The organism is Rhizobium sp. GN54 (assembly GCF_021026345.1).
Classification (GTDB): Bacteria; Pseudomonadota; Alphaproteobacteria; order Rhizobiales; family Rhizobiaceae; genus Mycoplana.
In genome coordinates, this window is the sequence record NZ_JAJNCZ010000011.1 from 93,111 (window position 1) to 107,787 (window position 14,677).

At 60.2% G+C, this 14,677-nt stretch carries 11 protein-coding genes; 6 read left to right on the plus strand and 5 right to left on the minus strand.

Annotation, left to right across the window (positions count from 1 at the left end; genetic code table 11):
• The first annotated feature begins 93 nt into the window (after positions 1 to 93).
• A complete protein-coding gene (locus LQK81_RS22540; protein ID WP_230808707.1) occupies positions 94 to 1,233 on the plus strand; it encodes an RHE_PE00001 family protein in 1,140 nt (379 codons plus the stop codon).
• 77 nt (positions 1,234 to 1,310) lie between these two features.
• Here LQK81_RS22540 and LQK81_RS22545 read toward each other — a convergent pair whose 3' ends face one another.
• From LQK81_RS22545 to LQK81_RS22565, 5 genes are all read right to left on the minus strand, one after another.
• On the minus strand, positions 1,311 to 3,710 hold the full coding sequence (locus tag LQK81_RS22545) for a type I restriction enzyme HsdR N-terminal domain-containing protein (protein WP_230808663.1): 2,400 nt from the start codon (positions 3,708 to 3,710) through the stop codon (positions 1,311 to 1,313).
• Between the two features lie 112 nt (positions 3,711 to 3,822).
• A complete protein-coding gene (locus tag LQK81_RS22550; protein ID WP_230808664.1) occupies positions 3,823 to 5,898 on the minus strand; it encodes an AIPR family protein in 2,076 nt (691 codons plus the stop codon).
• The gene (locus LQK81_RS22555) at positions 5,891 to 6,886 is read right to left on the minus strand and encodes a PD-(D/E)XK motif protein (RefSeq protein WP_230808665.1); all 996 of its coding nucleotides are present in this window, start codon (positions 6,884 to 6,886) and stop codon (positions 5,891 to 5,893) included. The genes LQK81_RS22550 and LQK81_RS22555 overlap by 8 nt, the downstream gene beginning before the upstream one ends.
• Positions 6,883 to 9,627 (minus strand): Z1 domain-containing protein, encoded by a 2,745-nt coding sequence (locus tag LQK81_RS22560; RefSeq protein ID WP_230808666.1) that lies wholly within the window; start codon positions 9,625 to 9,627, stop codon positions 6,883 to 6,885. Before LQK81_RS22560 ends, LQK81_RS22555 begins: the two co-directional genes overlap by 4 nt.
• A gap of 4 nt (positions 9,628 to 9,631) precedes the next feature.
• A complete protein-coding gene (locus LQK81_RS22565) occupies positions 9,632 to 11,122 on the minus strand; it encodes an ATP-binding protein (protein WP_230808667.1) in 1,491 nt (496 codons plus the stop codon).
• Between the two features lie 218 nt (positions 11,123 to 11,340).
• Here LQK81_RS22565 and LQK81_RS22570 point away from each other — a divergent pair, with 218 nt between their 5' ends.
• Genes LQK81_RS22570 through LQK81_RS22590 form a run of 5 tightly spaced genes read left to right on the plus strand, consistent with a single transcriptional unit; the run spans position 11,341 to position 14,596 of the window.
• The gene (locus tag LQK81_RS22570; RefSeq protein WP_230808668.1) at positions 11,341 to 11,526 is read left to right on the plus strand and encodes a CopG family transcriptional regulator; all 186 of its coding nucleotides are present in this window, start codon (positions 11,341 to 11,343) and stop codon (positions 11,524 to 11,526) included.
• Complete coding sequence (locus tag LQK81_RS22575; protein ID WP_230808669.1) at positions 11,523 to 13,040, plus strand: DNA cytosine methyltransferase; 1,518 nt, start codon at positions 11,523 to 11,525, stop codon at positions 13,038 to 13,040. The genes LQK81_RS22570 and LQK81_RS22575 overlap by 4 nt, the downstream gene beginning before the upstream one ends.
• Positions 13,037 to 13,618, plus strand: a complete 582-nt coding sequence (locus LQK81_RS22580) for a hypothetical protein (protein ID WP_230808670.1) — start codon at positions 13,037 to 13,039, stop codon at positions 13,616 to 13,618. The genes LQK81_RS22575 and LQK81_RS22580 overlap by 4 nt, the downstream gene beginning before the upstream one ends.
• Entirely contained in the window at positions 13,608 to 14,090 is a 483-nt protein-coding gene (locus tag LQK81_RS22585) for a very short patch repair endonuclease (RefSeq protein ID WP_230808671.1), read from the plus strand. The genes LQK81_RS22580 and LQK81_RS22585 overlap by 11 nt, the downstream gene beginning before the upstream one ends.
• The gene (locus LQK81_RS22590) at positions 14,087 to 14,596 is read left to right on the plus strand and encodes a hypothetical protein (protein WP_230808672.1); all 510 of its coding nucleotides are present in this window, start codon (positions 14,087 to 14,089) and stop codon (positions 14,594 to 14,596) included. The genes LQK81_RS22585 and LQK81_RS22590 overlap by 4 nt, the downstream gene beginning before the upstream one ends.
• Positions 14,597 to 14,677 lie beyond the last annotated feature (81 nt).

Consider the following 14,677-nt stretch of genomic DNA (forward strand, 5'->3'; position numbering starts at 1 on the left):
CGATAGTTATCGGTTGTTAGAAGCCCAACCCTCAATAATACCATGTGAGGAACCACAATATTCATATAGAGTTCCGTTAGGGAATCGTTTACCATAATATCAATGGCTTACGATCTCGTGAAAACCAGCATGAGTAGCTTGATGCGGCCGGCTTTTGACGCCGGTATCGCTCTCACGCGTCTGGACGAGCGCATCGTCCGTTCGCCGGTTGGTCAGGGCTGGATCGAGCGGTCCCACTTCACCGACGCTTGCGCGTCCTTGTGGATCGGCGGTGAACTCGTTCACCTGGAGGACCTCGTCCTGCATGACGCCACCCGCGATATTCGCACGCCCACCCACGAGCTGACAATCGCCCGCGACGTGCTTCGCACCCGCCGGCGCATCGCCGGCCAAACCCCGGATTGGGCGTTCTCCGCCGACGGCATCCGCTCGCTGCGGAAAACCTCGGAGATCGGGGCGGGCGGCGCGGACGAGGCTACGACGAGCGGAGTTATTCGGCCGGCGATCGCGATCGACGCGGAGGGGGAGGGGGATGACGCCGACGACGCCCAAGATCTCCCCGGCGTCGACTATGCGGCTATCGATGCGTTGCTCGCGCGCTCTGACGCTGCGATCGAACGAGCCAAAAAGCCCGGCCGCGCCAGCTCGGCAGACAGAGACGCACTGGTCTATGATCTCGACTGGGACGAGGATGTCCGGCTCGATGAATGGCGTGGCGTGTTGCGTCAGGCCGAAAACTTGCCGGCGGTGCTGCAGGCCATCGTCGCCCTCGATGCCTGGACCGAGCTTGCCGTCTTGCAGCATGCACCCTGGCTCGGCCGGCTATTTGCCGCCTCCATCCTGCGCCAGGCCGGCGTCACCACCGGCGCGCACCTGGCCGCCATCAATCTGGGCCTCAAAACCATTCCGGTCGACCGGCGCCGGCATCGTGATCGGGAGACCCGGTTGCTCGCCATTGCTCACGGGTTCTTGGCGGCCGCCGAGATCGGCTTGAAAGAGCATGACCGACTGACTCTGGCGAAAACGATGATGGACCGAAAACTGGAGGGACGGAGGACGTCGTCAAAACTGCCGGAGCTGGTTGAGCTGGTGATGGCAAAGCCATTGGTGTCGGCCGGCATGGTCGCAAAAACGCTTGAGGTGACGCCGCAGGCAGCGCGGCGGATTGTTTTGGAACTGGGACTGAGGGAGATGACCGGGAGGGGGAGGTTTCGCGCGTGGGGGGTGTTGTAGCATTCTTAGCGCTTCCCGGTTCATATATCCCGGGCGTTTGTCCTGTTCCCGGAAACGTCTCGCTACTCGTTGTGATTTCAGTTTGCCTTCTGCTTTCTTACGGTGCTGATCAACGCCTCGATCGCGGGCAGCAGTTTGTCTTTCTCTACAAATGCAGCCCAATCGGACCGGGTGGGAATTTGGTAGGAGTGGACTGTGCGGAGGGCAATCAAGGTGCGGTTCATCAGCGGCAATGATCCCTCCGCTATTATTGCTTCGATAAACTCGTCAGCTTTGTCCCACTCGTGTGAAAAAAGCCTTGCCAGTGATACGGCTGCTATTTCGATTGGACCTTGTGTTGGACAAAGGACGCGACCGAAACCTTCAATCTCGTGTTCAAGATGCCCCTCCGGGTCCAGGCTAGCACGCATCAGCGGAAATGCGCATTGCCCGACAGTAAATAGGATCTGGGCATCTAGCCTGTCGTCGATGTCGCCACCGGATGCCATCGGAAGAAGCGACAGATGCGCGAGCATCATCCAGGCCGTCGTGTTCGCTAACGTACGGGGCAGCTCATCAAGCTCGACAGGCTCACCGTAGAGGTTCCCTGCCCGGTCCGATCTCCACGCTTTACCCTCACGCACAACGAGATCAACGACCTCGCCATTCGCCGCTTGGAGCGCGATATGCCTATCTTCAAATGTGTCCTCTTGCGGTTCGATGTCGATGAGAGCCCTAACGATTTCTCGGCTGAAGCCACCCGTGGTCTCTGCAAGAATGCGAATAGCTTGAGCACCGATTACTTCTCCAAGAAAGAAGCCTTCCAGCCGTGTTCCGAGCCAGCGCCCTCCGTCGTAAGGATTTTCGGTCACCATGGCACTCAACATCTCGCTGGCGGCCTCCGCAAGTTCGGCTACAAACAAAGCAGGAATTGTCGGTACGACGACATCGATACGGCCGCGGCGGTAAGTCTGGATCTGACCTCTCGTCCGAAGTTCTCCCAGCGAGGCATGTGATTCTACCGATAATGCATCCCGACGGATAACAAAACCATTCGACTGCTCAAGCGCGAGATCCCCCGAAACCCTTTGATCGTCGGCAAGGGCGTCACGGGCAAGCGAGCGGTAAGCTCGCAGGAGCTCCGATTGGCCGGCAAAAGCGTTCTGCACATAGTCGATCAAGCCTACGCCGAGCGTCGGTTGAAGCGTGACGCCCCATGTTTCGTCCTTGAAGCGCGAATTTCCCGCAACGTGATCATAGATCGTGCGCAAAATCCACGGGACGCGATTTTCTTCGAAGAACGATGCGCCGCGGACAAGGAAGATCCGATTGTTCTCCATTATCGAGCAAGCGGCTTTGAATTCCTTGAGGTTCAGAGGACCAAGCTCAATTTCCTGGCTAAATGATCCAAGCTTGGTGACACCGCGCCCATTTCCCGTTCGCGTCAACCCCTCAGGTTGATCTGTCGTCAAGATTACTCTGAGCCGTTCTCCGAGTCCAAGATCGGGCAGTTCTTGCAGATCCGAAGCGATCGCACTACCTGGCTTAACGCCATCGATTGCAATGACGAGAGTTGGCCCCGCGGGTCCCCTCGACATTCGGCGCAGCCAATGTCGAGCATCGTGAGGAGTCAGTGTCCACTCGAGTTCTCGCGAAAAGAGGTTCGACACGGCCTGAAAGAGGCCCGGACCACTATCCTGAAGCATCAGAACCGCCAGCTCGTCGCTCGCAGTCGTCCGCAGAGCTAACTCGCAGAGCAAGTTTGTCTTGCCACTTGCTGGTGGTCCGACCACGACAGTGAAAAGGTCGGCTCCAGTAAGCGCACTAGTTGCTTGCTCAGTGGCCTCGCGCGGAAAAATCAGGTCGCGGGCAACGGGCCGTCCTGTAGCGCCTGGCGGATCGGTCCACGTCTCGATCAATGCGGCGGTGCATTTACGAACCGCGCGCGGCCATATGTCGACCTCGCGACCCATCAACGCCTCAATCGCCCAGCGCATGTCGGCTGCGGCGACTTTACCAACATTCTCTAGCAAGTTCGTGATGGCGGCCTTGTCGTAGTCTCCAGTATCCAATCGCCGAGTGGTGTTGCTGTCGAAAAGCTGTGTGTGCTTGCCGTTGCTAACGATCAACAGAGGTGGGCGCGGCGTGAGCATGTTGGCGTAGCTTTGCGCCTGCTCGTAGTCGGTTTTTTGTAACGCGACCGTTTCCCGCTTCACTTCAAGGACAGCCAGCGGTCGGTCACCGTAAAAGATCAGGATATCGGCTCGGCCTGTCTTCTCCCAAAGTGCCGCGCTGTCGAATTCAAAGCTCTCGTGCCCGAGTCGAATTGTGAACCGTCGTTGCTGAACAAAATCGCCTTGTGAGAACGTTGGCAGAGCGGCTGCTAGAGCGCTGGTAATTCGGCTCTCTAGCTCCGCTTCAGTACGCAGCCTGCGGACATCTTGGCTTTCTACCTTCTTTCGTCGTTTCGCCGATCTCGGCTTTTTGGGTCTCGGCATCTTTAGAGCTTCTGCAATGGTTTTAACCTTCGGAGTTACGAACACGTGCGCGCAAACGAGAGGTCGCGCAAACCTGATAAACCGCCAGCTTCAGCGGTGGAGATTGGTGCTCCTATCCTGGTTCGCGCTGTGTCTCGTCGAACAAGCCGGCGGCACGCACCTTAGCAACACTCTCAAGCCCATGCTTCGCTTGTTTGATCGAAGGACGTCGGCTCCAACCCCCTGCGGCATAATTGGCCAGCGTCATGCAGATGCTGGCCAACTTGAAGTGCAGCACTCCGCTGCGCTGACCGGCCTCGGCCGCTGCCACCCAGACCGCAGATGGGATGCGCATGCATTCCTCGATCCGATCATAGTCAGCGACCTGCAGAGTCTGTCCATGTCGATCCGTCACAGCGCCGGCCGTGCTTGGCGAGGTGCCGTTGAGCTCCGCCGGGAGCGGATCCGACAGTGTCGGAAGGTGATTGCGGACTTCAGCCCAGCAGTCTTCCTTCTTGAACCATTCCGTGGGATTGCGGCTACCGACACTGGCGCGCAGTGCCTGATCGATCATGGGTGCCCAGGCGGAGATGAGGGCCTCCATCTCGGTCGACAGCTTTTGCTGGCGCCAGACGAAGTCAAAATCGATACGACCGCCCGTGCGCTCTCCAAGCGCGGCGATCAGATATGCGACAATATTAACGCCATACGCCGGAAACTTCATCGCTCTGACCAAGCGCTCGGTAGTACGATAGAGGATGGTTAGCGCAATCAGCCGGCGGAACCAGGCGGCGTCCGGGGGCGGAGCCGTCACCTCCTTGCGGCGCTGCATGAACGCCTGAAAGTTCTTCTGACCGCCAAAAGCGACACGCCAGGGGAAGCCGTCCCAAGCCGACAGATAACGCGCGAGGTCGAGCTTGCCAAAGCGTCGAGCCTTTGGTGTCTGCTCCCGGAACGCGCGCTGCTCGGTGGTGCGGTATGAAGCTTTCTGCTCAGCCGCAAGCCATGATCCGCGCGCCCGCTCATAGAACCAGCGCCCGCGCCCGTTTTCGAGCCACGCATTGTTCGCCAGCGTCTCCACCTCGCGATGGAAGGGATCATTGGCCGAGAAGTCGGCCTGCTGCACGGTATTCTGCCGGTTGGCCGCGCGAGAGATCGAGGAAACCATTTGCTCCAGATCCCCCTCTGTCACTCGGATAATCTTGACCGGTACCTCCACCGCACCAAGCGCCACGCTTTCCTTGCGCCGGGCGCGGTGCAGCGACGCCGTCGTCTGTCCACCATTGACTATCTGCAGGCCCCGCAGACCGGTCAGGTACACCGCGCCGCCTTCACGCTCGAGTCGCACCTCGTCCGCGGTTGCAACCACGCCGTTGTTGAAAGCGAGGAACATCTCCGGCTGTTCGACCAGCGTGCGCCGCAGCTCGGCATTCACCGACTTGCGCCCGGAAAGTCCTAGAAATGCGCGCACATTCAGCTCGAGGAGATGCGTGCCGTATCGATCGTAGATGCGCGACAGCGCCTCTCCCGGGAAAGCGGCAAGGAATGCCTCGTAATGCCCTGCGCCCGAGGCGACCGGCAGGCAAGCGATGCGATGGCCGGTCAGAGCTACGAGGTCTACGTCGATATCAGCGCGGGTCTGGCCTTCTCCAAGAACCCTATGCAACCGGACCATGTCATAGAGCTCGATCTCGACCGGCTTTCCATGACTGTCGACCGTCGCGGGGAGTGTGCCACCGGCAATGCAGTCTGTCAGCACGACGATCCGGAAGCGATCAATGCGCTCGCCAAGCACTGCCACGCGGCGCGCCAAGTCCCCAGCTTCTGTATTGGACGGCTCGATGCGATCTGCCAAGCCACCAATGCATGCCGCTACATATGTGCCGGCTCTTTCCGCAGTCTTCAGCAGGTCCGAGGCGGGAACTCGACGCGGCGGCACGTCGCCAGAATAATGCGTTGCGAAGAGCGTCAGCTGGCCGGCGTCCTCATCGATCGCATACCCGCTGATCCGGAACGGTGACCGTCCGACCTTTCCCTCCTGGGGAAGATCAAACGCTGCCTCGAAGTGACCAATCTCCTCCAGCTCATCAATGACTAGGCGTGTGAAGAGCGCTTCGGTCGACGGGATGTCTATTGTCGGGTCATCACGAGCCTCGTCGACTTCTTCCGCCAATGCTCGAGCAAATTCCGACGTCGCATCCTCACTCATCGCCCGTTCCTCCGAACGTATCGAATACCGCTGCCGCATCGACGGCAAATCTGACGAGCGCGCGCACCTCGATCTGATAGGTCGCCTCCGCGATCCCGAGCGCTACATCGCTCCTTCGAAGCCGCGGGAAGCCATCGTTTACCGCGTAACAATCAATGCCCGCGAGGGCGACTCGCGGCCCGGAGTTCGTATCGCCTCCGGGTGCAAGACCGCGACGCAAAAGCGCGTTGCGAAAAGCCCCACGCGCCCGCTCGCCATTTAGCCGCTGTTCGATCCGTGCGGTGATCTGGCCGAGCGTCTCGCCGGCAACCGACTCCACCAGACGGACGTGCGCGACGTGCAGGGAGACAAGACCGGCGTCGTCAAGCTGATCGAGCGTCGAAATATGGAGTCGCCGCGCCGCTCCCAGAGCGGTCTTCACCTCAAGCCCCTGACCCGAGAGCACAAAGTCATGTAACCCGTCATCAGGTGCCTTCCACGCGGCGACCGCTTCAGCGTTTTCATCCAGCATCCGATCGAGGACGAGGAGTTCACCGATCAGCCCAACTATTTCGTTTCTCGACAGGCCAGCGGCCTGATCGCGCAGAAACGCTCGCCACGCAGCGAGACGGGCGGCGAAGACTGTGACCAATTCAGTTTCGCCTTCATCCTCAGCGCGCAGGACGGAGCGGACGCAGTCGCTGCAGATCTCGGCGAAAAGATCACGTCGGGAGGTCTCCTCGAGTGAAAGGACCAGCAGGAAGCCACCGGGATCAGCGGTTCGGGATAGCCGCAGGCCCGCGGTCTCAAAAGAAGCAATGGAATTGCCAGCGACACCCGGCAACGCAACGAGACAAGGTGCGCCGTCAGCTTCCCGCAGACCCACGCGGAGATCGAGCTGCATCGGGCGAGAAAGCCGTCGGCTTCGATACAGCCGATCCCCCGGGGCTACGGCGGCCAGCTCGTCCCATTCCCTCAGTAACGCCGCCGCATCGGGAGTGACGCTCATTGCGTCGCCCGCTGCTGGACGGTATTTTCCAAGCGCCACTCGGCCGAAGCTGTCGGGGAGGTCGGGAAACTCACGACTACACCCCAGAGCGGGATTCCAGCTTCCAGGCCAGCACCTGCCGGGTCGATCGGATAGAGAAGGAGCAGACCGCGACGCGGATCTTCACCACGGGCTCTTCGGATCCAAGGGCCGGAGGGACGGTCAGCGGGCGGCTCCCCCTCGTCGGCCAGCACCTGATCGGTATTTTCCTGCGCGCGGCGATACTGGTCGTCGCTCAGATCGATGGCCTCGTCGAGCGGGCTGAGGATCGACTTGGTGATAAAGCGCGCAGTGGTCGAACGGGCGATAGGCGAGCGACGAACGCTGCGCAGGTCGCGCCCTGCCACCTGAACATTGGCTCCGACACCAGCGGGTACGAACACCGCCCAGTCACTCAGTTCGCCCAGCTGAAGCTGCGTGGTGATATAGGCCGCCATACGTTTCCCATCGACGTCGCTGCTCTCAGGCGGAAACGCCAGAGCCTCAAGCAGCGCGGCGACGCGGTTGCCACGTACATTCCGCCAGATGAACCCGGCTGCCGGCGGGCGGCCTCCCGGCCGGGCCGGATCGATCTCCGGCTCTCCTAGTTCTTCGAGTAGACCGCTGACAACTGCAGCGTTCGCAATCGTAGTATCAGTGTCCCGGTATAGCACGGTCTGGATCTTGCCTTCGCCGGCATAGGTGACGGGACGGAGGGCAGCGTGTCGCCGTTTGTTCGCCGCCGTCACGTTCATAATACTATGGTCAGCGATGCTGAGACCGTAGAGTTTAGGCGTGCCCGCGGTGACGCGCATATGTGCCAGCTGCGCGCGGAGGTCTTCGTTCACCGTGGCCAAGTGCCGGAACCAAATCTCCATATCTGTGGTGGTGTACAGCCGGCAGAGATCGGCATAACCGCGCCGGTAACCGAACCAGCGCCCCATCTGCAGCAGACTGTCATACTGACGGGAGACGCGCAGGAAGTAACTGGTCGAAAGACCTTCAAGCGTCAGCCCTCGTGACAGCTTGTCACCACCGATGACAATGACCGAGAGGCTCTGTCCGGCAGCGTCGGCAGCATCATAATCAATGCCCGTACGGCTGCGGCCGTTGGATACCACGACCTGAATGCGGTCAGCCTCATCTCCAAGCTGTAGTGCGACCTCATCCCAGCCGACCTGTCGAACAGAACGCGCGAATACGGAGGACGCCATTGCCTCAGTTGTCGGTTCGAAATCCTCGCACCAAAGCCGTTCAAGTTCCGCCATTTCGATCGGATCGGCCGCAGCGATAGCATTGCGGATCGAGCGAAGCGCTCCTTCGACCTGAGCATGAACCGGGTCATGAACATCCTGAAAACGCGAAACATGGACCAGCATGGTCTTGTGCGCATTGGCTTGGCCGCGGGCTGCGCGTGCCGCGCAGCAGACGACAAAGCTGCGGATCGCTTCCACGAGGCTTGGCGGGATGCGTGCCTCGCCCCGGTATATGGGCCGCCAGTTCTTATCGTGCGGGTCAGGAATCCAGTTCTCAGCGGCCTGGTCGAGATGGCGAATGACTGGCAGCCCTACTGCTTCAGCGTCGTCGTCGCGACCGAACACCGCCAGTGGTCCGAAATAGTCGTCCGGAGCGGACAGCGACACGATGAAGGAGGAAGGAAACAGGTCGGCACCATAATCCTCAGCCGCACGCTCATCATGGATCATGATGTTGGCAAAGGGAGTCGCGGTGTAGCCGATATAGGCACTGCGCCTGAACCCGCCGAGCAGCTTGCGGATCTCGCCGTTGATGCGTTTCGGATCATAGTCTTCATCGAAGCTGCCGTCCGGGAGGAAACCCTGATCGCCGGTGTCAGGCGATGCCTGATCCGCCTCATCATCGATAACGAGCAGTGGCGCGTTGCGCGATTCCTCGGGCAGCCGCGCGATCCACCGATTGAGGTTCCTGAGCACTGCGCCGTTCTTCTTGACGACGAACACGAACGGCCGGTTGGCCGGCGCGAAGTTGGAATTTTGCGCGACAGTTCGGTTGAAGTCGCCGTTCAACTGTGAGGTAGTCAGACTGTCCACCAGCTGTACCGGTCCCGGCAACAGGCCGACGCCGACCGGCCGGCGCCCTCCGCTTCCCGCAATGCCGGCGGTATCGAAGCCGAGAAAATCCTGGTCGAGACGCAGCTGGGTCTGGCGACGCAGGATATTGTGCATGCCCGCCAGGACGATGATTACGCGATAGCCGGCATCAGCGGCCCGGTTGATGACCCCCGCATAGTGTGCGGTCTTGCCCGACTGCACATTGCCGACTACAAGGCCGCGCCAATTCCATGGCACATCCCGGTTTGGATCATCGATCAGCTCGAGAACATCAGCCGTGCTTTCCTCAAGCGCCTCAATCGCACGCGGCGCCCACCCGTTCTCGCTCAATTTCTGCAGATAACGTGAGAAGAAGGCGCCCGGCCGACGGCGTTCGCCAAGATACCACGGCGGCGGCTGCGTTTCACCAAGCAGCCGGATCGACGGCCCCTGCGCAACCACGAAAAGTGCCTCTAGGTCGCGCGTCGCTGCTTGTATCTCGTCTTCGGTGAAACTGTGCCCGCTGGTCAACCCCACAAGCGGGGCCGAGGCGCACACTACGGCCATGATTTCATCCGTGCCCAGCGTGCGGTCGCCGGCTCGTGGACCAAGTGCAACGCGGGCGGTATTCGCAAGCTGTGTGACCGGATCCATAAGCTCACTTCTCCCCCAATTTTCGGATAACTGCGGCGCGAAGCGCGGGCTGCATGATCCCTAGGGAGCGCAGCACCGAGTCGAGTCGGTCTCCAGTGTCGTCCATGTTATCCATGCTGCGTACCAGGGTTGCAAGCGGTGCTGCGAGTTCTGCAATCTCCGTAGCTGCCGGTTGCACAAACTCTGCGCCACCCTGCTCGGCCACATCCAACCAAATACGTTCAACCGGAACGGTAAGCTCAAGGGCAGAGAGCAGTCCTTCGAGCAGCTTCGATTCGGAACCAAGCGCCTGCGCCACAGCAGAAACTGCAGGATGGTCCCGCCGTACGCGATACCGTGGTATAGCTTTGGCGCTGCGCGCCTCCCATGGCCATGCTTCCCCGTCAGCGCTGCTCCGGCGGCCTTTGCCAACCGCCCCGACACCGCGCCAGGCGAAGACCTCGCGAGCGCGCCTCCGGCAGTCTGTACCAAGACCTGCTAAGCGCCCCCGAGCCCACGCGGGCGGTCGAGCAACAGATTTTCGGATATCGATCCGCCAAGCCTCATCCATTGAGGCGGGGAGGTCTAGTGCGATGCGGGCGAGGCGGCTCGATTCCTCGCGGGTCCAAGCCCGAGCGCCCCCGAGCCCAAGCCAGCCGCCGGCCGAGACGAGACGATCGCCCCGGTAAACGTAAAATCCCTGCCGTTCGACCCAACCGCCCGGCCCACCAGCATCTTCCCATTCACGCTCGCTGGTGAACCGGTCTCGATGAGGGAGAATATAGGGCCGTGCTGTAATGCTGCCGTCAGAACCGCGAATGATATCACGTGGCATTGCTATGGTTGCATCATGCCATCTGCAAAAGGGATCCCAGGCGGCGAGTGGGCGGCCGTTGACACTGATGGCCAGTCGCCGCGCCTCGCCGCTCAAAAAACGGTGAAAGGTCATCGCGAGATGCGCGCATATGTTAGATATCCTCTCATTAAAGGTATCGCGATCGAGGCCCCAAAAGCCACCGAGTCGGTCCATTCGACTCCAACTCACCAGAGTGCCACTGCCTGTCGACTGGAATTCGGTCGCCAACGTACCCGACGGCGATGCATCGGGCGCCGCAGCGGACCATCCCTGGCTAACGCGATCGACATCCCAGGTCAGCCGCGCGACAAAGCCTTCGCAGCGAGACGCCACGGTCAGTTCCCGACACTGCGAGAGTGAGGCGGTCTTCAATCCGAGTCCGAACCGGCCGAGATCGCCAGCCTGCCGTTGGGCGTCGGGTCCAGCACCCCCAAAGCGCATTGCCTCAACGAGTCGGTCGAAACTCATTCCGACACCATCGTCGAGAATTTCAACGAGCGGATTGCCATCGCGCCAATCTAGGTGAATGCGGACCTTTCGCGCACCAGCGGCGAGCGAATTGTCAACCAGATCAGCGAGCGCTGTCTCCGGGGAATAGCCAAGACCCCGTAGAGATTTCAGTAATGCATACGGTGATGGCGTTATTTCGATAGTACGCAACAGACAGCCTCCGGTGGCAGACGGTGGAATGCATTTATGCCGACGCGCACCAAGTCGGAAATGCTGAGAGTAAGCCCGACAGAGCGAAACTGCGATTTTCGCCCTTTGGAAGCCAGCTTGGTGACTTACTCAGATCCTGTACAACTGCGTCCTTCGTGGTGAAAAGTGGTGCATATTGGTGCAATCTGATGTAGCCTAGACGTCCAGGGAGTATCTCAATGTTGGCAACAGGTAAGACCGTCCGCACTACAGTGTTATTGCCGGAAGGCGTTTATCGCCAAGTGCAGGCGCTGGCCGTTACCAATGATGTATCAGCTGCCTGGGTGATTCGGCAGGCAGTTCTACAATATCTTGCCACGAAAGCCGGCCAAGCCGAGCTGCCGTTTGGAAGTGATCGGTCATGAGCATTGATCCGAAAGTTATCCGCCAGAAAATTCAGCGGTTAAACTCCGGCGCGCGCCCTCGTGTGCTTGATCTTTTCTCAGGCTGTGGTGGGATCTCGCTTGGTTTTCAGTCGGCGGGTTTTGAGATCGCCGCAGCGGTCGAGAATGATCCCGACGCGGCCCGCTCGCACGGACTCAACTTCCATCATGGAGAGGACCGCCATAGTATCCCACGTGACATCACCGCAACGTCGCCAGCTGCCCTTGCCACGGCGCTCGGCCTTGGCCCTGCGGCAGGCGCGTTCGATGTGATCGTGGGCGGCCCTCCCTGCCAGGCATTTGCGCGTGTCGGGCGCTCAAAACTGCGCGAGATCGCCGAACATCCGGAGGCCTTTAGACATGATTCTCGCGCCCGGCTCTATATTGAGTATCTGACCTACGTAGAAGCTTGCGCACCGCTCGCCGTGGTGATCGAAAACGTACCGGACATGCTCAATCATGGGGGACACAACCTCGCGGCAGAGATCGGTGAGATCCTAGCGAGCAAGGATTATGTCGTTCGCTACACGCTGCTCAACGCAGCGTTCTACGGTGTGCCACAGATGCGTGAGCGGATGATTCTCATCGCAATCCGAAAAGAACTTGCGGACGATGTCGAATTTCCCGCGCCGACACACTGGATTGAACTACCGTCCGGCTATCAGGGTTCGCGCGCTGTAGCGCTTAAACTGGCCACAGGAAGGGATCTGCTCACCGAAGCAACCGGCGGCAGCGCATACAAGGCCGCTCCGGAGGCTGTTGAAACCCTGACGCCCGCCGTCTCCACCCAACAGGCCATCGGGGATCTTCCGGAAATAATGGCGCGGGAATTACTTGCCGAAGGGGCGCTTCGGCGTGGCACGCGTCGTCTTGACGCGATGCTTCCTTATGGCGGGCATAATCAGCAGAACGACTATGTGAAGGAGATGCGAACCTGGCCCGGGTTCGAGGGTAGCTCGCATGTGCGTGACCATGTGATCCGATATCTCCCGCGCGACTATCGTATCTTTGCTGGCCTGAAGCCGGGCGATCAGTATCCTGAGGCACGTCGCTATGCGCTGAGTCTCTTCGAAGCCGAGCTCGAACGACTTCATGCCCAGGGTAAACGCCCCGAAGACGGCAGTTCCGAATGGGACGCGCTCAAGGCAGCTTTCGTGCCTCCGTACGATGCGGGGAAGTTTCCGAACAAGTGGCGCAAAATGGAAGCAATCACGCCTGCCCGCACCCTCCTCGCGCATCTCGGCAAGGATGGCTACAGTCACATTCATTACGATAGCCGGCAGGCGCGGCCGATCTCGGTACGCGAGGCAGCGCGCTTGCAGTCGTTTCCTGATGGCTTTCGCTTTGCCGGAACGATGAACCCTGCATTCCGTCAGATTGGCAACGCGGTCCCGCCGCTGCTCGCTCGCGCGATCGCTCTGACCCTGCGCAGTCAGCTTGTCCGAGGAGTGGCGACAGAGGACCTGCCGCGCGTGATAGGTGCAGGTCGCTTATGAGCCGGCGCGAGGAGATAATCGTCGTCAGGTCACTTGCGGAATCGGACCTGGGTCTCTTCTCGGCGCACCGCTTGAGCGCCACCAGTAAGCAGCGCGCGATCGCACTGACCACACCTGTGGCGCGAAAGCTCCTGAGCGCGCAGTTGTTTGAAAAAGGCGGCGCGGACATGGATTTGATCTGTGTCTATGGCGGCTACGGAAACCGGGAATTCAGGAATATCGGCAAAGTCGGCAAGAACTGGCGCTTGGGCGGCCGCAAGATCACAGCCAACGCTTGCGCCTTCCTCGACAGCAAGGATTTCGTGCTGCTGCGGTCCGTTGCGGGAAATGACGGCGTTCAGCCGATCCTGATGACGTTCATCGGCCGTCAACGCGAGCGTCTTCTCCACGCAGGGATCGTTGCCAGCCTTGTCGATGAATTCCGGGACAGCGTGGCCATGGTTTCAGCAGGGTCGGATGCCTTCAACGCACTCTCAGCGGCCTTTCCTGCCGTTCCAGCTGATCTAGCGATTGGAGCGCCCCTGGCTGAGGTCGATGTCGTACCCCAGGAGCAGGCTGCTGGGAGCGATGGCCGATAGACTTACCCCGGAGCAGCGCCGGCTCAATATGAGCCGCATCCGCGCGAAGAATACAGCGCCAGAATGGACAATACGTCGGCTTCTGCACAGCCGGGGCTTTCGATACCAGCTTCATCGAACGGAGCTGCCGGGCAAGCCTGATTTAGTTCTTCCACGGTTTCGAACGGCGGTCTTTGTGCATGGCTGTTTCTGGCATGGTCACGCCTGCTCGTTGTTTCGCATGCCGGCAACTCGCACGGAGTTTTGGTCGGCGAAAATCGCTGTCAATCGTGAGCGCGATGCCGCTGCAATGACCGCGCTCAAAGATCTCGGCTGGCGCAGCCTGTGGATTTGGGAATGCGCGCTCAAGGGCCGCGGCCGGCTGCCGGAAAGCCAGCTCGCGGAGCAAGTAACAGCCTTCTTGAACAGCGATGCCATATTTAAAGAGATTGCGGAGAACCGAATTTCACCATCAGCGGAGGAGATTTTATGAGTGAAGTCCTGCCGGTTCCGGCAGCAGATCCGTCGGACGCTCTTGGTGACCTGAGCGATATCGCGCTGCTTCGATTGCGCGGTAGGGTCGCGGCGGAGCTCAAGCGACGCGGGCTGGCGTCGAATGTCGGGCAGGTCGCGGAAAGCCTTGCGATTGCCCTCTATAACGCCACGCCGGGCCGTCCCAATCTTCAATCTGCGCCGACGGGCACGCAGAACGTCGACGCCCTCTCACGGCGCGGGGACCGCTATTCGATCAAGGGCGTGCTCGATGCGCGTAAGACCGGCACTGTCTATCCGGATCGCGATGACCCGGAAAAGCAGCTGTTCGAATATTTGCTTGTCGTGCGGATTGATTCCGATTGGCAACTGCTCGCAGTCTACGAGTTCGATTGGAAGACGTTCTGCGAGGTGCGCAGCTGGGACAGACGGATGAATGCCTGGTATGTGGGGCTTGCAGCAAAGACCCTTTCGCGAGCGACGCTGTTCACGCCCCAGCCAGAATAGTGCTTCGCCATGAGCTTCCGAAACTCATTGCGCCTCGTAGTCCTAGCCGCGACCGAGCGACGACCTTGCGGCCTTTGTGAA